The organism is Okeania sp. SIO2C9, from assembly GCF_010672455.1.
Lineage (GTDB): Bacteria > Cyanobacteriota > Cyanobacteriia > Cyanobacteriales > Microcoleaceae > Okeania.
Map to the genome: position 1 here is coordinate 103,213 of NZ_JAAHGO010000009.1, position 20,725 is coordinate 123,937.

Sequence of the window (20,725 nt, forward strand, 5' to 3'; positions counted from 1 at the left end):
TTAATTTTTACTACCTTTCTTGAGCTTTTAAATTGGCTCTGCAATCAATGAATATTTTAAGTGATTTTTAGCTATCTATCATTCAAAATGTATCTAAATTAAGTTTATATCAACCATTTTTAATCAAATAAAATCATTATCTATAGCAGTTTTCATGTTTCATAGAGTACAGAGATTTTGGCTTAAAGGCATAAGGCAGAGGACGAAGTTTTGTAGTTTACCTTTGTGAAAACCGCTATAAATAGTAAGATAAACTGAATACTTATAGATTTCAGTATTTTATCTGAAATAATGAGATTGATTTTTTTTAATTCATTATATCATAAACATATAGCAATCAGGAATCAGTTGTGAGAATTCAAGTGTTCCTTAAAAGTATAGAATATAGCAATTATTACATTCATATGATACGTTTTTTTCTTCTTCTGTGTTGCCTGTTGCCAGATGAGCTGTTGCCTAAAAGTTTCCAATATCTCACAACTCAAATAATATTGCTATATAGCTAAGAAAGAATTGGTTAGGACATAGACTAATAACCAATCTTAGACTAGAAAATTTTTTTCCAACTGTTCCCTGTTCCCTGCTATAAAAGTTTTGTTTGTCGCAGCAAAAAAAAAGACTAAGTGAAGTAATGTCTGTATACAAGGCTAGCTCATACAGGCACGAATGAATAGTTTCCCAATATGGATTATGTAGTTAATTTTCTCGCTCTTTGTGCTTTCAACTTAATTATTGCATTTTATTTTGGTCAAGAATTAAGTTAATCTGGGATCTAGAGCAAATTAAGTTCAAACAAATCCCAACTTGATACGGTCTCGGGGTCTCCCGTTATAATCTGCGATTTAACGGGAGGGCAATTGCCGAGCTGCAAATTAAACAGGTTTCGATTGATGTTCAACTATAGCAATAAAGAGTAGTATAAAAATTATGATAATTACTCATTGCTACAAAATTAAGCCAACTTGTGAACAGTCAGTCAAAATTGATTATTGGCTAGAACTGTTACGAAGGCATTACAATTATGCGTGATACCCAAAGACTAGATTGGTTGAATAGAACTAGATGTCAAGTTGACCGTTGCTCATTAATTTCATGTCCTATTGGTGAAATTTCAAGATTGCCAGATTATTATTTTCAGCAATCAGCACTCTTGCAGACAAAACAGTTATTTTCTGACTACAAAGAAATATATTCAGAAGTCCAGCAAATTAACTTACAAAGACTAGATAAAGCTTGGAAAAGTTTCGGCTAAGAGCCGACATGAAAGGCTAATACCTGACAAAAAAGGTAAACGTGGAGGACGACCAAAATTTAAAAAATCAGGTTTTTTAAGGTCATTTTGTTTCAGTAGAGTTAATCATCCGCTCATCAGTAATTAAATTTGATGGAAAACAAATAATTACTAAGAGGTTTGGTGCTATTCCAGTAATAGTTCATAGACCAATTCCAGATGGGTTGACAATTAAAACTGCAACTATAACCAAAAAGGCTGATGGTTATTATGTAAGTTTTAGTTTGGAAGATAAATCAGTTCCTAATCTAATTCCTACAAATAATATCAAAACTGCTGTAGGTATTTATGTAGGGTTAAAATAATTTTTGACCACTAATACTGGTGAGACTGTTTCTATTCCTAAATTTTATAGAAGATCTCAATCTAATTTAGCAAGAAAGCAAAAAAAAGTATCTAGAAAAGAAATTGGATCTAATAACTGGAGGGCGGCGCAAAATAGAATAGCTAGATTGCACCAAAATATAGCTAGGCAAAGAGAATATTTTCACTATAAAACTGCTCATAAATTAGTTAAACAATATGACATTATTGCAGTAGAAAAATTAAATATTAGAGGTTTAGCAAAAAATACTAAACTATCAAAATCAATTTATGATGTAGGTAAATAAGGTGTTCATGTAAGTAGGGGCGAATGGCCATTCGCCCCTACTTCCTCACAATACATCACATGCATTGCAGTAATTGTGGTCATAAAGTACCTAAAGCTTTATCAGTTAGAACTCATTCTTGTCCTAAATGTAAAATAGTTTTAGATAGAGATGAAAACGCTGCAAAAAACATATTAAGTAAAGCGTTAAACGAGGTGGGTATCATCTTGTCTGCTTGTGGAGGCTTAGATATTGATCGGCCTATGTTCGCGCAGCGTTGCGCAGCAAAACAATAAACTTCTTTGTTTGAGAAGCTCCCATTATAATCGCTCTTATTTAACGGGAGAGAACTTCACATAAAATATTTAGCTAAGTCCCTATAATTTCAAATATTATAGTTTTTGCAAACATACAAACAGGTTTTAAAAACAACAGATGACTCAAGAATTTGATTACGACTTAATAATTATCGGCGCAGGTGTTGGTGGACATGGTGCGGCATTACACGCCACAAGTTGTGGCCTAAAAACAGCTATTGTAGAAGCAGCGGAAATGGGTGGAACTTGTGTTAACCGAGGTTGTATACCATCCAAGGCGCTTCTGGCAGCATCTGGTAAAGTTCGAGAGTTACGGGATACTCACCATTTAAAAACTCTGGGTATTCAATTAGATAATGTAGCTTACGACCGACAAGTTATAGCTTCTCATGCTAGTAACATTGTTGACAAAATTAGAGGCGATATGACCAACAGTCTGAAACGTCTAGGTATAGATTTGATTAAAGGCTGGGGGCAAATGGCAGGTCAACAAAAAGTTATGGTCAAGACAGATAAGGGAGAAGAATACTTTACTGGTAAAGATATTATACTTGCTCCTGGCTCTATTCCATTTGTTCCTCCTGGAATAGAGTTAGATGGTAAAACAGTTTTTACCAGTGATGATGCTTTGAAATTAGACTGGTTGCCACCCTGGGTAGCAATTGTTGGTAGTGGTTATATTGGACTGGAGTTTTCTGATATCTATACTGCTCTTGGATCTGAAATTACTATGATTGAGGCATTAGACCAATTAATGCCCACTTTCGATTCAGATATAGCAAAAATTGCAAAAAGAGTTCTAATTGAATCAAGAGATATTGAAACTAAAGTGGGTAAGTTGGCGATTAAGGTAACTCCTGGATCTCCGGTCATTATTGAACTAGCTGATGCTAAAACTAAGGAAGTAGAAGAGGTTCTGGAAGTAGATGCTTGTTTAGTTGCTACAGGTCGCATTCCCTATACAAAAAATTTGGGACTAGATTATGTCAGTGTGGAGACTGACCGTCGGGGTTTTATTCCGGTGAATGATAAAATGGCTGTTTTGTCAAGTGGTGAACCAGTACCTAATTTATGGGCGATCGGTGATGCTACTGGAAAAATGATGTTAGCCCATACAGCTTCAGCTCAAGGTATAACAGTGGTAGAAAATATTTGTGGTCGCGATCGGGATGTCGATTATCTTAGTATTCCGGCGGCTGCTTTTACTCATCCAGAAATTAGCTATGTTGGTATGACTGAAACCGCAGCTAAGGATTTAGGTGCAGAGCAAGGGTTTGAAGTGGCTAGTGTAAAAACTTATTTTAAGGGTAATTCAAAAGCAATTGCTGAAGGAGAAACAGATGGCATTGCTAAGGTAATTTATCGTCAAGATACAGGAGAATTATTAGGAGTACATATTATTGGCCTTCATGCGTCGGATTTAATTCAAGAAGCAGCAAATGCTATAGCTCAAAAGCAATCTGTTAATCAGTTATCTTTTAATGTACATACTCATCCTACTTTGTCAGAGGTTTTGGATGAGGCATTTAAACGAGCAACTGTTAGTTAGAGTAGGGAACAGTTCAATAATGGATAATGGATAATGGATAATTGATAATTACTTCTCCCTAAAAGTTATCCATTATCAGCAAAATTCTTTACAAAAGTGTATAATGCCTACTTATCAAAAGCTTACGAGCATTTTGTTGGTTTTACAAGCTTTGACAAATTGACTAAATTGTGTACTCCTAAAATTTGTTTTTTGTCCTTGCGATCGCAACGACACTAGGAGCTTTCAGGCTTCAAATCATCAAATGATATTTTTGTCAAGTTTTATGTCAAGAAAGATGTTGATAAAGCATAGCCTTAAAAGGAAGAGGATTGAATAAAAGGAAATTTTTTTCTTGTTTCTCCTTTAAAGGAGAGGATTTTTACTTTAATTATTCGGTAACAGGGAATTGGGAACAGTAAGAAAAATATTTCCCTGTCTCACGGTTTATCATCAGCATAAATCCTAACCAACTTGTTCTTTGCTATAGTTATTAATTTAAAGAAAATTGCTATATTTAGTCTCTATAACTGATATAGCAATTTATTATTCAGTTATCATTTTTTTTGTTTCTCAGAATTGAATTTTGCTTTGAAAGTTAGTAACTATAATTTCAGGAAATTAAGAAATTTTATACTACCAAACCTTGAAAGTTTAAAGACTAAAATCAAGAATCATTAAAAAATAAGGTAGTCCTAAAGATGTAATACCAATTAACTTAAAAAGTGTCACAAATAGTTGGTAACTTGATGAAGTCAAATAATAAGCTGAAATTACTGTAGAGTAGAGGTTTTAAGTTCCATGAATATCACTTCTTACTTCTGTACGGGTGATTTCCTAGGTCATGCTCCTAATTCCGCGAATCACTCCTACTGAATTCTGACTTTAGTGAAACGGTATAATAAACGTTGTACATAAATATAGTCATATTATAGTCAAATAATGTCAAATATCTTCGTTTATTGGTACTAACTGAAAAAGCTTTTTCATTAATGGATAATTACCTCTCCCTCTTAGGGCTATGTTTTATAAACATCTTTCTTAAGATAAAACGTAGACATTATAGACAAGTTATGACTAAGTCTTGAAAAGGTTTTTGTCAGAGAAAAAGTGTCTGAAAAAGTACATTTTTTTTAATAACTTAAGTAGTTTTTCCGATCTACTATGATTCTTTCTCCTTTCTCCCCTGCTAAGAGTTCCCCTACTCCCCTGCTGACCACAAGGTTTTCAGGAGTTCCTGATAAATAAGGGATAGCTCTTAGGGAGAGGATTGACCAACGCTGAAAAAATAGATTTTTTTCCCTTTTCAAGGGGAAGCTAACAAAGCTGAATTATTTAATTCTTTAATTCTTTAATTATTAATTATTCGCTAATTATTACAGAAGAATCTTATAGCTCAAAAGCAAGTTTTATAGATAATGACTTGATTCAAGTGTACAATAAAGGCAAAAAAATCAAATCATTTTTTCAGGAAAAAGAGTAAAAAGAGGAATACAATTGTACCGCAAATAGGGGATTAATAAATGAGTTGCGTGAACGGTTCTCTAAACATTATTAGAAAAGCAGCTCCCTTCTGTCTTTGACCATGGGATAAAGGGTGTTGTAGTTCACGAGCGTCAAGGTAAAACTTGCAAAATAAGAATATGTCATATTTGACTATATTTTTATCAACTATAAGGATATTGGTTAGTATATTATTTTAATTTTTAGGAGTTAAGCTTCAAAAATTATTACTTGTTTAATACTATAGTAAGGAACGAATTGGTGTTTAACTTATGTTGATGATGAACTTGAGACAGAGAAAAACTTTTGCCACTATTCCTTGTTCCTTGCTATACCAAAACTAGGAAATTATAAATACAAAATATAATGCAAATTCGCCGCCGACCGCCAACTTCAGCAGTAGAAATGGGTAGTTTACGTTATGAAGTTTCTTTGCCAAATTCAAAACCTCAAAATATTCTGGAAGAAATTGTTTGGTATAAAGAAAAAGAGGTAGATTCTCTACGGGATAAACAACCATTAATTGAGTTAAAAAAGAAAATTAACTCAATGTCTCCTCCTCTAGATTTTTTAGCTACTCTATCAACAGGAAAAACTCAACCTGCTGTAATTGCTGAAGTTAAAAAAGCCTCTCCTAGTAAAGGAGTAATTAGAGAAGATTTTGAACCAGTTACTATAGCTAAAGCGTATCAACAAAATGGTGCAACTTGTATTTCAGTTTTGACAGATAAAAAATTCTTTCAAGGTGGCTTTGAATATTTGTCAAATATTAGGAAAAATGTTGACTTACCGTTACTGTGTAAAGACTTTCTGATTTATCCATATCAAATATATCTTGCTCGTTTATATGGAGCTGATGCTGTACTACTAATTGCGGCAATTTTATCAGACCAAGATTTAAAGTATTTTATCAAGATAGTTAATGCTTTAGGGATGACTGCTTTAGTTGAGGTTCATAGTTTAACAGAGTTAGACCGGGTATTGGCAATAGAAGGAGTTAAGTTGGTAGGTATAAATAATCGCAATTTAGCAGATTTTTCAGTAGATTTACAAACAACTTGTAAATTAATGGAAGCTAGGAAGAAGGAGTTAGAAAAGCTTGGAATTTTAGTAGTTAGTGAATCAGGAATACATGGATATCAAGATGTAAAAATTGTTAAAAATGCTGGTGTGGATGCTGTTTTAATAGGTGAGTCTCTGATGAAAAAAGCAGACCCAGGTGCAGCATTGCTACAGTTATTTACAGATAAATAGGTTAACTAAAAATAGTAAAGATGTAGGGTTTTAGATTTAAATTAAATATTGACAATTTTTTAGATAAAAATTGCACATGATAGAGTGATCAAAAAAATTACTGAATAATTAAATTTTCCACCTTCTCCTTGAAACTTAAAAGGAGAAAAAATTCTGGTGGTGGTGCATAGTAATGGTAAAGGAAGTGTGGGGAGATGGGGACCCACCCGCGCACCCCTCCGGTGGAGGGGAATGTGAGGAGATGGGGAGTGTGGGAAAAATTAAAAAATATATATCCTCACCATTACCATGCAGGACTAACAAAATTCTTTTATTCAATCCTCTTGTTTTAAGAATAGGTAATTATATCATGTCCGGTAGCATCGATATTGTATAGTGAAGGTCATTTCAGTTATCAGTTATCAGTTATCAGTGAACCTCCGACTGAAGTCGGAGGCTTGAAATACTGAACTAAATATTTTTTTCATCCCCTTAAAAGGGGAGGCACATACCCTCATTTTTTGGTAAGGAAGAAGGAAGAGGGAAGAAGGCTTAAAAGCTTGAAAAAATTTAAATTTCCTGTAGATATTAGCCCTTGATTTTACACAAACGATACCAGAGGAGATGATATTATTTATTGTTAATTGTTGAATATCTTATTTGCTATCCTACTTATATCATAAATGTTGAAAGAGGACTCCCATTATAATCGCTCTTATTTAACGATGAGAATCTCAAATCTAAGTCTTTATCTTTTTCTTTTGGGTGTTGAGTTCTCCGCCGTCTACACGGTCTTTACAATGGGTTAGAATTTGAGTCCCCATCCGCTTTTTCCTTCTTCCTTCCTGAAGAAAAATTAGTATTATCTATAAAATAACTTCAAATAATACTAAATCCTATTTTGATAGGTTAGTGATTCAGTTATACCATTTCTCCATGAAGTTGCGCTTAATAAAAGATAATAGCTATTAGTAAAATTCAGGTTTTGGTAAGAATTATTAAGCGCATTGTTATAGAGAAATGGTATTAGGACACACCAGATATGGAAACAGAGAAAAATTAAAAATCCCTTCGATCTGCCGAACTTGGTATTAAAATGAAAGTCAAATCTTATTTGCTTGAACCGCATCAACTATATATAGCTATCCTAAATAGGTTTTGAACAAATGTTAGTTATCTAAATACTGATGGTTACTTCTATTGATATGTAGCTAATGTTCATATTCTATCTAGCATGGCTATAGTGATTTATGTTCATATTAATCATCTTTTCTCTTATGGGTATAATAACCTAGCTTTACCCCCAGTGTCCACAATTAGTTGGGGTTTTAATCTCCATAAATTTTTCCTTGTTCCTTGTTCAAGAATAATCAGTAGTACAAAAGCTCTCTAATTTCTATTTATTGTTTAAATTGTCACATAGTATAATTAACCGATATGTAAACCCCTATAAATAAAACTATGGAAGCAATACCAGTTCCCTCCCGTATTCATTATGAACTGCTACTTCAGTTATTGGAAAAAAAGACGATTTTAGCAGTAGACTATAATACAAAGCAGCACGAAAAAGCACGGGAACTTATTGTAACTGTGAGAAAAGCTTTAGCACTACAAAAACAATTTGAAGAAAGTTGCAAGCAAGCAAATTTACCAATTGAATATCAATGGTCTCTCAATGAAACAGAAAAATAAATATTAAGTGCATTAGAGCAAGCTAAAAAAAGGTATTTCTGAATTTGATAAGCAAGCACACAAAATTAATTGCTGATTTTTGTCATCAAAATATATCCTGAGATAAAAGGAAGCAAAATGGCAATCTAGATAAGATTCATGTTGAGAATTAAATACCAAGACAAAAAAACTTTGAGAAAGAATAAGCTGGCAAAGTAAATTTTCTCAAGTGAGAGACAGCAACTTTATATATATTGTTGAATTCTCAAAAATTGTTGCTCCAGAAATTAACATCAATATTTGGAATTAATAGAAAAACTATATATAATTTGTTAACTAGATGGTAAAATCGACACATAAAAGGAATCTACAATCAAAAACATAGAGGCAGAAAACTGTGGGTTAAATCAGTTGCAAAAGCCATAAGTATAAAGAGTCGGTAAAATCTGAACTAAAAAGTATCAAAAAAGTTAAACTTACTCTCAAGAAAGAGTGAAAAATAAATATAAGTCAGGAAACGATCAAAAGAATTATACAAAAATTGGAAATGAAATAGAAAAGAATGAATATCCTAATAAGTAAAACTCTTGATGACTGGAAGTTAAAGGTGAAAATTCCCAGACTAGAAGAGTTGAAATAGCAAGCTAAAAAAAAGAGAAATAGACTGAAGATATTTAGATGAAAGTGGATTTTCTTTGAAAGCAGAAGAAAATTGAAGCAGAAGTAAGATACAGAAAAGCTGTTTGTGAAACCAGGTTAATCAAAGCAGGAGGTGGTAGAAAAAAAATACTACGTAGTGAGTCATAAATTCTATTAACTTTATATTATTTACATAATATACCGACATTTCAATTGCTGGCAATAAATTTTGGAGTTAGTGAATCAACTGCTAACAATATATTCCATTATTGGGTGGATATTTTTCGGATATTTTTACCGAATAATTAAGGTTTAAAGCCTCTCATGAGCAAGGAGAAACAAGAAAAATTTTTCCTTTGAGTCAATCCTCTTCTTTTCAAGGAGAGGTAATTATTAATTATTAATTATTAATTATTAATTATTGAACAGCAAGCTTGTTGGAGCAAGTCAAAAAAAAAGAATCAGATAAATTATGGGTTCAAGAAATATTGAAAGAGCTAGAATTAATTGTAGACAGTAAATAACAAGATAGAGAAAAACCAGGAAACCATGAAAAACAGAAAAAATATTATTCAGGAAAACAAAAAAATCATACATTTAAAAACCAAATAATAATTACAGAGAAAGGTGAATAAATAGTGGATGTAGTAGTAGGATAAAGAGATCCATAAAGTGATCTAAATTTATTCAAAAAACAACAAAAAAAGTTTGATAAAGAACAAAAATTTCAAGGGGATAAAGGATATCAAGGAGGGGAAATAGTAGACACACCAAGAAAGAAAAAAAGAAACCAAAAAATGTCAGAAGAAGCAAAGAGAGAGAATCAACAAAAAGCTCAAAAAGCGAGTGCTTAATTCGCCGTCGCACGGCGAATTCAAGAAGCACTCAAGAAAAAGAATATTTGTGGAGCATATAATAAGGCTGATAAAAATATTTGGAATAGCACGAGAAAGATTCAGATTAAAAGAATTTAACCCGTGATATCATGTCCGGCAGCATCGGTCTTGTATAGCAAAGGTAAGGAAGAAGGAAGAGGGAAGAAGGAAGAGGGAAGAGAGAAGAGGAAGAAAGGCTACCCTCGCAAGAAAAAAACCATTATTTCCTGTAGATATTCACCCTTGGGTTTACACAAACGATATAAACGGACATGATATGAAAAAGTAATATTAACAATATGTAGTTTAGTCAGACTAAAAATAGGGGCATTAATACTAGCATAATTCACAATTTATGTAGAAAATAAAAACAATAAAAACAAGTATAAAAATGTTCAATAATTAAGAATTTAGAATGCGCGAATTTAGAATTACCTCTCCTTGAAAAGAAGAGGATTGGGTTAAAAGGAATTTTTTTCTTCTCTTGGTCGATTGGATATGGCGCAGGTTTCGGAGCCATCCCTCGACCACTTTTTTCTCCATGAATTGAGAGGCTTTATACCTTAATTTTTCGGTAAATAATTAACAGTAACTATCTCTAATACTCTAAAGTAGTTCATTAATTGATAATTGATAATGGATAATTGATAATTACCTCTGGTTAAAACCGCTACGGAATTGAATATAAGGAAATATTATTTCTTTTTTCCCCTTAAAAGGGGAGGCTTTCAACCAGAATTATTTAATTACTAATTATTAATAATTAATAATTCGGTAAAAAATGACTATCTCCTTGAGATGGCGATCGCTCCCCAAAAGATAGTTAGGGTTTGCGCTTCACTAGTCTTATGGGTGAGGGTAGGAGACAGGAGACAGGAGAAATGGATCGGGAGCGAGGAGGTAGGAGTAAGAATTGTAAGAGTGATTTTTCTACCCAACTATGCACCTAAAATACGCTCCTTTTTGAGCGTGAATAGCTGAAAAATAGGCACTTTTGAAAGACTCCAAAAAGGCTAAAACCTTTATCTGTAAATACTTTTAGATTTAATCAGCAAGCCCTAGTTATAGTGAGTGCTTGAGAATTTTTGGAGATGTCTAATACCACTGTTAAGGATTTCATAATTTATAGATTGGCTCAATGTAAGGTTTTTGGGAATAATTAGCAGAAATTAATACAGTTAATATTTTGATGATAATTTGTGAAACTCTTCAAAATCATTACTTTAACAATAAAAACTTTGTGATTAGTTTTAACTTATAACTGTTATTTAGATAAAAATTGACCTCAACTATTGAATCCTCTATTAATATCTTAAATGTAAATCCTATAGAAAGAAATATCAAAAATTTCTTCAAAAAAAAATAATTAAAATTAAATAACTCCCAAAATAACTAAAAAAATTAAACTTTGGAATCTTAAAGAAAAAATAAGTTTTTTCAATGAAATGCTTCTCAATCAATAAACATATAAACTAACTCAAGTAACACAAAACAAAGGAATAGAAATAATGAATGACAAACTAATGTTAATGATTCCCGGGCCGACTCCAGTACCAGAAACAGCCTTATTAGCTATGGCTAAACATCCAATAGGCCATAGAAGCGGTGACTTTTCCAAAATTATGGCAGAGGTGACGGAAAACCTCAAATGGCTACATCAAACAAAAAATGATGTCCTAATTTTAGCATCTAGTGGAACTGGGGCCATGGAAGCAGGTATCATTAACTTTCTCAGTCCAGGCGATCGCGTACTATGTGGATGTAATGGTAAATTTGGCGATCGCTGGGCAGAAGTAGCTACCGCCTATGGCCTCCAAGTAGAACAAATCACAGCAGAATGGGGCCAACCTCTGGACTCAGAAAAATTTCGCGAACAACTAGAAGCAGATAAAGAGAAAAAAATCAAGGCAGTCATTATCACCCATAGTGAAACTTCTACAGGTGTTCTTAACGACCTAGAAACTATTAATAGTTATGTTAAAGCTCATGGTGAAGCATTAATTATAGTAGATGCCGTTACCAGTATTGGGGCAGTCAATATACCAATAGATGAGTTGGGTCTTGATGTTGTTGCTTCAGGTTCTCAGAAAGGTTATATGATACCCCCTGGTTTAGCTTTTGTAGCAGTAGGTCCTAAAGCTTGGACTGCATATGAAACTGCCAAATTACCACGTTACTATCTTGACCTGGGTAAGTATCGTAAAGATGGAGCTAAAAATACTACACCTTTTACTCCACCAGTAAATTTATTCTTTGCCCTGCAAGCTACACTTAGGATGATGCAGGATGAAGGATTAGAAAATATATTTGCTCGCCATCAACGTTTAATGAGTACAACTCGTGCAGCAGTCAAAGCTTTAGGGTTGCCCCTATTTTGCCCAGATGCAGTAGCTAGTCCTGCTATTACGGCAGTTGCTCCTCCACCAGAAATAGACGCAGAAAAAATACGGACTATTGTAAGTAAGCGTTTTGATATTGCTTTAGCTGGTGGACAAAACCACTTGAAAGGGAAAATTTTCCGTATTGGACATTTGGGTTTTGTCAGCGAACGGGATATTCTCACCGCTATCTCTGCATTAGAAGTTGCTTTGCGAGAGTTGGGATATGAAGCTATTACTCCAGGAGCAGGTGTAGCTACTGCTTCTAGAGTTTTAGCAGAGTCATAATTTAGCATCTAAAATGTTGCGATAGTAGGGGCGGGTTCTACGTTAAATTAATGAGTCTTAACCAATTAGATGAACCCGCCTCCAGATACATCAAGCCCGGCAATTCCCGGCAAAAGTCGGGAAAACCGTTCATAGCAACGTGACGGCAAAACCATCAACGCAGGCGGTATCTCGCAATGCTTCGAGGAAAATCCCCAAAGCGCTATTTTTTGACTTATTTATGGCTAACTCACATGAGTATTTATTTTGCGCTTTCTTTTTCAAGACTCGGCAACCATTAGGGATGACTCACGCGTCGGGATCGAAATAACGCGATACTCAGTTGTCAGTTATTTTCCAACTTCTATCATTACACTATTTTCAGGAAATTGCCAGGGATTATCAAATCTAGTAATGCACCCATTAACGAAGTCATAAGTCATAATTAAAAAGTCATAAGTCAGAAGTTATTTTTGTAACGGGGATGTGAGCAACTCTCCAAAAATATTTCGCCTTAAAAGGTGGGATTGCGCGACCCAATTATTTTGATAATCTAACGCTAGTGCCGCTACGCGGAAGTTAAAAGTCAAAATTCATGCATCGAGTGCTAATTGGCGAGGTGTCCTACGGGGCGCCTACTGTGCGGAAGTAATTCCGCACACAGCCCCTCCAGAATGTAAGACGCACATCTGACAGTCAATCATTTTTGATTTGTAATTGTTTTGGGATTTTGTAACTGGTCAGTTATTTCCGCAATCCTGCACTACCTACATATTGAAGAACCGTTATTTTCAAGGTTTAATAATAGAATAGATTTTAAATTTGATTTTAAATTTAGTTCTGAACTAGAGTTAAATTGATATTTCTAGTAATTATTCTGTAAGTATTCTGTAAGTATTCAGCTATTAGCTATCAGCTTGGGGGAGTAATACCATTTCTCAAAAACTTTTCTAAATTTTGTTCAGTAGGGGACCCACTCCTCGCCCCTCCCCCTCCCAGGAGGGAAAGTGGGGGAGTGGGTAGGGACGTTGCATGCCACGTCCGTACAGGGAGAAGCAAACACAAGAATAATTAACATGAACTTAGGTCAAATTAGTAAAAAAGTGATTTTACTTGTGCTAATTAGTTAAGCACTGAAGTCTTGTCCAAGTATAGCAATAATGCATGATAATTGGTATAAGACTCCCTCCTGAAGGAAGTGTTTAAATAAATATAGACTTTAAGGTCAAAGGAACCTACTTTTGTAAGATTTAATTATGACTGGATTTTGGCTTAATAAGAACCCTTAAATATAGGGTTTAAATCAAGCTCAAAAACAATAGCTGATAACGCAGTTCCTCCGCAGGAGGCTAGCTGATATATGAGGGCTGAATACTTACATTATTCTGGCATTTAGTTGAAATCATAAGTGGTTTGTAGCCAATCAAATATTTTATCCAACTGCTCTAGAGTAACTAAACCATATTGCCATAAAATCATTGGAAAAGCACTAAAGTCTAGTTTACGATCTACTAATGTTGAACTAATACTAGCTCTTTCTGCAACTGCTATAGAAGCTGAAGAAATAGATAAATCATCTTTCAAGAAATGGATAAAGCGAGCATAATTATTTGGTGTCATTTTTTTTTACCTCCTATTTTTCAGACACCATTCTCTTTGCAACTCTTGTTTTCAAGAGAATATATAAAGTCACATATTTAAGAGAATTATGATGTCAATAAAATTAATATTTTTTTTTGGATATTATCGATAGTTATTTACTATCATCAAGCAATAATTTTTCTTCATAAAACTAGGATATGCCAGTTTTTTATCTGTTTACTAAACTCTGCATTTTTTCAAAAAATTTAGAGTCAAACTCAACTATATCTAGTACTCTTGGACTATACTAAATTTTGAGAATAGCTTGGTTTGAATCTACATAAGTTGCCTACGCTATTCCGCAAAAGTTAGCTATTAATTTCTAGAAAAATTTAGTGAAATTATCGTTACTCAAAATGTATATACATTCAGGTTGAAAAACAATTCACTATCTGTCTCAACATTACAGAAGACTTTCTATTGAATTCTCTCTCTAGTCAAAAGATATAAACAGCGCAGACAGAGCTTCTAAGTAGATAGTTGCCTTTTTTCAAACTATTACTACTTACGAGGCTAAACTTGGTCAAGTCAAATTTTGGCAAAATAACTACGACAAAATAACTACTTTGCTTTGAATATTTGTATGTATTTTAATTCACAATACGAACCATCTCTATATGCATAAATGCGCAAAAATATACAACTATATTTTCACTCCTAGCACAAAATCTCATTATCCTCACACCAATCAACAGAATTAAATTAAGCAAAGCAAAAATAGACTCTTAGCAAGACAAGTTTTTCTATATCTTCTATACCTTCTTGGTCAAAGTAATACTAATCAACAGTTCAGCATTATCGATATTGTCAAAATATTTCTCTTACAGCTTGCGAAACTTAATTTATCTTTATTTATTTCCGATGAATAGAATAGCAGTATTACAAACCATGAAAAGTTTGAGAATGTATATTCTGAACTTTGGGTTAACAATACTTTGAATCCATCTAAATAATGTCTAGCTTACCAATATAGCAAACTAAAACTGTAGTGTAAATATATAGCAAGTAAAATAATCAAAAGTTTTATTAGGTTTTGTCAACATAATTCATAATTTCGCGATATTTTAGCTTGTTGTACAAAAACTATAGGTCTGGGGAATAGCAAAAAATAAATCATCCAATTTTTGGATTCAATTTGTTTGTTTGATCGCAGAAGCAAAAGGGAAGAACTTTGATTATTGATATTCCGTTGTTTTGACTGCGAAGTACTACGCAAACAGCTATTTCATAAGTCAAATAAAGGAATGGCAACTGCTATAATTTTGTTTACCAAGAAAGTCAGAAATAATATCAACTTAATAAATGTTTGCTACATTTTATTGAGCAGGGGACTCACCCCTAACCTCTCCCAAGAGGGGAAGTAGAGGAGTAGGCGAGAAGTAAACATAAGACAGGACTTACGCAAATTGACTGTTAAACCACCATCTGTAGGGGCGAATGGTATTAGCTAACGCCAAGCTCCGAATGGCGCCCTCGCTATATGTATAGTCTCTGCGTAAGTCCTGATCAGAATAATTAACAATAACTGGGGTGCTAATTATCAAAAAAGTTCCATGCTTTTGTGTTAATTACTGAATAATTGAAGTCTCACCTAAATAAAGCATTCTTTTTCTCAATTCAACCTAAAACCTAAAACCTACCACCTTCTTCCATGAATGATAATTTCCTATAATCTCAGTTCTGTCAAATACCTAAATTTTTGTAATCATTATCTGGTCTCCTACTTTCAAACCTAATTCCTTTGCAAGTCTTCCCCGAAGTTCAATTACTTGATCGACTAACACATCAGGTCCATAACTAGGGCAAGGGTCAGCTAAACAAGGAGGGACATTATCAGCGATCGCCTGAACTATGCCAGAGTTAATAAATATAATATCAAGAGATATTTGGCAATTTTTCATCCAAAAGCTAACTTTCCTAGGCGGGTCAAAAGAGAATAACATTCCTCGGTCATCAGCAAGTTTAGTCCTGTACATTAAACCTATTGCTTGCTGTTGAGGAGTTTTTGGCACCTCTAAATTAATTATCTGATTCGATATATGAGCTTTTGCCGTAATTGGTAATATTTGGCCTTGTTGAGATATCTGAGAATCTGATATATTTTTAGCCTGTGCTTGAGTATTAAAAACTTGAACAAATATTATTTGTAGCAAACAGCAAACCAATAGAAATAAGATTATTCCAGACTTAAGCAAACCAATTTTACGACCCATAATTAATTATTTCTCAGATATTCTATGTATGTTTTATTCTTGAAGAAGCAAGAAAGAAAAAGGAAAAAGTGGATGGAGACTCCAACCCCAAAAAGCTTTTCAAAAATTAATAATTAATCATTAATCATTAATAATTACCTCTGCTTGAAAACGGATAGGATTGACTAATCATGAAAATTTTTTCTATCTTGGTCGATGGTCGGACAGCGCAGGTTTCCTCGCCATCCCTCCACCGCTTGTTTCTCCTTGCTCATGAGAGGCTTTAAACCTTAATTATTCGGTAAACACCACAAGTGACAGGAGGGTATTAAACCCAAAAGAAAAAGATAAATAATAATTTTATAGTAATTTTTTTGAGATTTCACTTATTTTGACATTCCTGCCGTTAAATCAAATATTATAATAGAAAATTCTTGCTTCTGTGATTCTAGGGCTAGGCAAAAAATCAAACAAATTATATTATATCCGGATAATTAGTGATCAAAAAACTTTCCCTTTCTTCTTCTTTCTTTCCTCCTGACTCCTGACTCCTGAGTCGTTTATTTATCACTCTAGCTTCAGCTAGAGGTACTGATAACTGATAACTCAAATGACCTATACCAGAATCTTTTGATTGTTTTCTAACAAGACCTTGCTTACCAAAAATTAAAGACTCTAAGTCTCCCTCAAAACATATCCAATACCACGGACTGTCTGAATTAATCGCTTCTCACCTTCTCGTTCAATTTTCAGGCGCAAATATCTAATATATACCTCAATGACATTAGACTCACCCAAAAAATCATAACCCCAAACATTTTCCAAAATCTGTTCGCGACTCAATACTTCGCGAGGATGCTCCATTAAAAACCTTAATAACTCAAATTCCTTCATAGTCAGCTCAATACTACGACCATGACACAAGACCCGCCGACTAGCAAACTCTAAAATTAAACTCCCAAATCTCAATTGGTCTTTTTCTGCTGTAGTAGGTTGTAAATAAAAACGGACTAATTTTAAGAATTCATCACTGCGATAAGGTTTAAGAAAATAGTCATCAGCTCCAGACTCCAGACAAGCAACTCGGTCGTCAATTTGGTCGCGACCCATCAACAATAATATGGGCATATTATTACCCATTTTTCTCAGATGACTGCACAATGATAGTCCAGATTCACCAGCCAACATTCGGTCAATTACAATCAGAGCAGGTTTAATTTCTATTGCCCTGTGAAGACCCGTAGTAGAGTTAGTAGCTACAATTGGATGATAGCCTGACTCTTCTAGATCCAAACTCACATACTGGGCGAGAATTTCATCAGTTTCTATTAGTAAGACAGAACGATCTCGATCTATAGTTAAGGTACTCATAGTTGGTAAAAGTATAGTCAAATATAAACAGACATTATTCCATTTCAGAAATTACCTTCACTTTTACTTTGAGAGATTAATTCTCCTGGGGTGAACTACGCACCTGTCTATCCCACTTCTTAATCCATAAATCCGAAAGCAAAAAGACGTAATAGTAAGACGCTCTCATATAATCCTGGCATATTGAAAGTTAATCTAGCAGCAAAAATTGTGAAAAATAACTACCAGGCTAATTTAAGGTAATTCTACAGAAGTTGGCTTGGCAATATGTGGCAGTCCCCATCCCAATTTCTCGCGCAGAACATGGAAAAACTCTGGTGGTTTGAGTCGAATGAAACGCGCTTTATAATGCGATTGTTTCACTCGTACTCGGTCCTCTGGCAAGACATAACATCCTCCATTACCATCTACAATCATCATCATACGATCTGTACTAGCAGGGAAAACAGTTACAGGTTCAGTATCAGCAAAAACCAAAGCACGGGATGCCAGAGAATGGGGACAAATAGGTGAAAGCTCCAAAACGGGAACTCCAGGAGTCACAACAGGGCCACCTGCTGATAAAGAATAAGCAGTAGAACCAGTAGGAGTAGAAATAATAATACCGTCTGCCGCAATATCTATAGGAGCGTGCCGACCAATTTCGATTTCAAAATGGCACATACAGGTCATGGGTTCCCGATGTAAAACCATTTCATTTAAACACAGAGCTTCCCATAATAATTCATTATCTCGGAACAGACGTACTTCTAGCATTGTCCGTTCTTCTACTTCATAGTTTCCTGCTAATACCTGTTCAATAGCTGGATATAACTGATTGACAAAAGTCTCAGTCAAAAAACCCATGTGACCTGTATTGACGGTCAATAGTGGAATATGGGAAGGTGCTACTTGACGAAATGCAGATAAGACTGTACCATCCCCTCCTAAGACAACAGCAAATGTCATGTCTTTAGTAAAGCCAGAGGGAACTAATTGGTCTATAGAAGTATGACATAAAGGACGTTCTAGGCTAGGATAACCCAAGATTCCTCCCGATCCACTGTTGATGTGAATATCATAGCCATAAGCTTTCAGCTTGTCTTTTAACTCATTAGTTATGCGACAAGCTATTGGTTTGGCATCGTTATAAATTATTCCTATTTTTGACACTCGAAAAAATCTAGTTCAGGGTGGTCATACCGTTTCACGGAAGTCAAAAGTCAAAAGTCAAAAGTAAGATTTTATGGACTCATAACTTTAACGCTCAAGCAATTTCAGGCAATTATTTCACATATCACATATATAGCTTGTATAGTTTACAACTATTTTTTTTGACCAAAAAATAAGGTCTCAAGTCTCTAGTTTTCCTAGGTCATGCTGCGCAAACAGCTAGATGTACTGATAACTGATATACTGATAACCTTAAAAATTGGTATAATAAAAGTTATACATAAATATAGTCATATATAGTCAAGTGATGTCAAATATCTTCGTTGATTTGTACAAGCATAGCTACTAAATATTTGACAACATTTAATCAATCTTGACTATCTGTATTAATGGTATAATCAAATTAGCCCAGAGTTACTGGGTTAATCAATGAGTTATGTGAATGGTTCTCTAAACATAATGAGAAAAGCAGTCTCAAATGTCTTTGACTATGGGAAGCGAGGGTGTTGTAGTTCACCCAGTCAGGGTAACTCCTGCAAAATAAGGATATGTCATATTTGACTATATTTTTATGAACTATTAAACTTTAGAAAAAGAAAGGTTTATTCTTGGAGGTTGATTTTCCTAGTTTTGCTTGCTCGTACTCTATTTCCTTCAACTTTTTCATAATCCGACTATAGTATTCTTGCAGATAAGATTCTAGTGTGGTTATCTCTTCAGGATTAATGCCAAATACAGGGTAAACATCATCCATTGAAGCTGTTAAAGGCTGACTGTTGGCTAATACTTCTGCAAAAGCTAGTCTATCTGATACATTCCAACCCCATTGAAATGACCTAGTAAGCTGACGAAATATACGCAATAAGTTAATATTTGTACGAGTTACTTTTGCTTTTTCTCCAGAAAGTCTTTCACACATCCGAATAATTTCACTGGCATCCCAAGCACGGGGACCTACTACAGGAAAGCTTTGATTTTCTGTTTCGGGAACTGAAATAGCACGGACAGCAAACTTGGCAATATCTTGAGTATCCATATATGCAATGGCTGTTCCTTGACCGGGGACCCACACTGCTTGTTTGTCTAAAATTGGCACTGCATACTGGCCAATCAATCCCTGTAAAAAACCACAGGGCTTTAATATCGTGTATTTTAAACCAGATTCAGCAATAAAAAGTTCTGTACATCGCTTAATTTCTAGGAGAGGGACTTGGGGGTATTTCTCTGCATTTAAAAAGGAGAAAAATATGAAACGTTCTACACCTTTGGCCACTAGAGCTTGAATCAGTGATACTTTTCCTTCCCAGTCTACCTGTTTAATACTCAGAGAGTCTGTTGGCCTCGAAGTTGCAGCATCAATAACTGCATCAACTCCTTCTAAAGCTGGCAGTAAAGTTTTCGGCTTACAGAGATTTCCTCCTATTAGTTCAGCCCCCCACTCTTTCAAAAAAGATGCTTTACTGTAGCTTCTGATTAAGCAGCGTACTTCATAACCTTCGTTTAGGGCACAACGTACTATTTGTCTTCCAAGAGTACCAGTAGCCCCTACGATTAATAGTTTCATAAACAGTTTGTTAATTATATTAAAGATTCTTTATCACTTTATCAAAGTTATCTCATTTTTTTACAAAACTTAATATTTTGAGTTAAACATATTTGAGTTTATATTTTTAATCTGTTAAATCTACCATAAAATTTATAAAAAGTAAATTCTTACAGTTTTTCATCATCGACGGTATGGGGCGCTTTTGTAGTCCCAAAGGAGGATGCAACTCTGGCGTGAAGTTTGCAGCGTAGGGTCAGACCAGACCCTGTACTCCCCACACAGAGCACACTCCCCCTATACTTTTAAATTAAATAAACAGATAAATAGATCCCAAATGGGTTCTATATGTCTTTTTTATGTGGACTATTTGCGCTGACTGCTAGTAGCTGATAGCTGACAGCTAGTTAAATTATTCGCCTCCTTGTAATTTAAGTAATAGGAAACCTCCTGCTAAACCAATCAGAATCACAGAAAAAGACAAAATAGCTGCATTGAAAATCTCACCACTCATATTCTTAAAATACTCCTATG

Annotated in this window: 17 protein-coding genes; 11 read left to right on the top strand and 6 right to left on the bottom strand. The window is 34.3% G+C overall.

Going from position 1 to position 20,725, the window contains the following annotated elements; genetic code table 11:
* Window positions 1–927 precede the first annotated feature (927 nt).
* From F6K23_RS42820 to F6K23_RS08765, 11 genes are all read left to right on the top strand, one after another.
* Window positions 928–1,029 carry a helix-turn-helix domain-containing protein gene (locus F6K23_RS42820; protein ID WP_375340743.1) on the top strand — a complete coding sequence of 34 codons (102 nt, stop codon included), beginning with the start codon at window positions 928–930 and terminating at the stop codon, window positions 1,027–1,029.
* Window positions 1,022–1,252, top strand: coding sequence for a hypothetical protein (locus F6K23_RS08720; protein ID WP_293153441.1), 231 nt, complete (start codon window positions 1,022–1,024; stop codon window positions 1,250–1,252). The genes F6K23_RS42820 and F6K23_RS08720 overlap by 8 nt, the downstream gene beginning before the upstream one ends.
* A 203-nt stretch (window positions 1,253–1,455) precedes the next feature.
* Entirely contained in the window at window positions 1,456–1,596 is a 141-nt protein-coding gene (locus tag F6K23_RS08725) for a hypothetical protein (RefSeq protein WP_293153444.1), read from the top strand.
* Between the two features lie 3 nt (window positions 1,597–1,599).
* Complete coding sequence (locus F6K23_RS08730) at window positions 1,600–1,902, top strand: transposase (protein ID WP_293153447.1); 303 nt, start codon at window positions 1,600–1,602, stop codon at window positions 1,900–1,902.
* Between the two features lie 59 nt (window positions 1,903–1,961).
* Window positions 1,962–2,177 carry a zinc ribbon domain-containing protein gene (locus F6K23_RS08735; protein ID WP_293153499.1) on the top strand — a complete coding sequence of 72 codons (216 nt, stop codon included), beginning with the start codon at window positions 1,962–1,964 and terminating at the stop codon, window positions 2,175–2,177.
* A 139-nt stretch (window positions 2,178–2,316) separates the two neighbouring features.
* On the top strand, window positions 2,317–3,747 hold the full coding sequence (lpdA, locus tag F6K23_RS08740) for a dihydrolipoyl dehydrogenase (protein ID WP_293153450.1): 1,431 nt from the start codon (window positions 2,317–2,319) through the stop codon (window positions 3,745–3,747).
* Window positions 3,748–5,595: 1,848 nt separating this feature from the next.
* The gene (gene trpC / locus F6K23_RS08745; protein WP_293153453.1) at window positions 5,596–6,483 is read left to right on the top strand and encodes an indole-3-glycerol phosphate synthase TrpC; all 888 of its coding nucleotides are present in this window, start codon (window positions 5,596–5,598) and stop codon (window positions 6,481–6,483) included.
* 172 nt (window positions 6,484–6,655) lie between these two features.
* Entirely contained in the window at window positions 6,656–6,859 is a 204-nt protein-coding gene (locus tag F6K23_RS08750) for a hypothetical protein (protein ID WP_293153456.1), read from the top strand.
* A gap of 1,064 nt (window positions 6,860–7,923) precedes the next feature.
* Window positions 7,924–8,154, top strand: a complete 231-nt coding sequence (locus tag F6K23_RS08755) for a DUF5340 domain-containing protein (protein ID WP_124154993.1) — start codon at window positions 7,924–7,926, stop codon at window positions 8,152–8,154.
* A gap of 786 nt (window positions 8,155–8,940) precedes the next feature.
* Window positions 8,941–9,081, top strand: coding sequence for a transposase family protein (locus F6K23_RS08760; RefSeq protein WP_293153501.1), 141 nt, complete (start codon window positions 8,941–8,943; stop codon window positions 9,079–9,081).
* Between the two features lie 2,074 nt (window positions 9,082–11,155).
* Window positions 11,156–12,313 carry an alanine--glyoxylate aminotransferase family protein gene (locus F6K23_RS08765; RefSeq protein WP_293153458.1) on the top strand — a complete coding sequence of 386 codons (1,158 nt, stop codon included), beginning with the start codon at window positions 11,156–11,158 and terminating at the stop codon, window positions 12,311–12,313.
* A gap of 1,371 nt (window positions 12,314–13,684) precedes the next feature.
* On the opposite strand, the gene F6K23_RS08770 is transcribed toward F6K23_RS08765, so the two are convergent.
* The 6 genes from F6K23_RS08770 to petM all read right to left on the bottom strand — a co-directional run bounded on the left by F6K23_RS08770 (window position 13,685) and on the right by petM (window position 20,705).
* Window positions 13,685–13,912 carry a DUF2949 domain-containing protein gene (locus tag F6K23_RS08770; RefSeq protein WP_293153461.1) on the bottom strand — a complete coding sequence of 76 codons (228 nt, stop codon included), beginning with the start codon at window positions 13,910–13,912 and terminating at the stop codon, window positions 13,685–13,687.
* A gap of 1,712 nt (window positions 13,913–15,624) precedes the next feature.
* Complete coding sequence (locus tag F6K23_RS08775) at window positions 15,625–16,146, bottom strand: DUF192 domain-containing protein (protein ID WP_293153464.1); 522 nt, start codon at window positions 16,144–16,146, stop codon at window positions 15,625–15,627.
* A gap of 654 nt (window positions 16,147–16,800) precedes the next feature.
* Window positions 16,801–17,496 carry a response regulator transcription factor NblR gene (gene nblR, locus F6K23_RS08780; protein ID WP_293153504.1) on the bottom strand — a complete coding sequence of 232 codons (696 nt, stop codon included), beginning with the start codon at window positions 17,494–17,496 and terminating at the stop codon, window positions 16,801–16,803.
* Window positions 17,497–17,730: 234 nt separating this feature from the next.
* Window positions 17,731–18,648, bottom strand: coding sequence for an NAD(+) kinase (locus F6K23_RS08785; RefSeq protein WP_293153467.1), 918 nt, complete (start codon window positions 18,646–18,648; stop codon window positions 17,731–17,733).
* 586 nt (window positions 18,649–19,234) lie between these two features.
* Window positions 19,235–20,212 carry an SDR family oxidoreductase gene (locus tag F6K23_RS08790; protein WP_293153471.1) on the bottom strand — a complete coding sequence of 326 codons (978 nt, stop codon included), beginning with the start codon at window positions 20,210–20,212 and terminating at the stop codon, window positions 19,235–19,237.
* 391 nt (window positions 20,213–20,603) lie between these two features.
* Window positions 20,604–20,705: a cytochrome b6-f complex subunit PetM gene (gene petM / locus F6K23_RS08795; protein WP_063823346.1), complete on the bottom strand. Its 102-nt coding sequence runs from the start codon at window positions 20,703–20,705 to the stop codon at window positions 20,604–20,606.
* Between the last annotated feature and the right edge of the window lie 20 nt (window positions 20,706–20,725).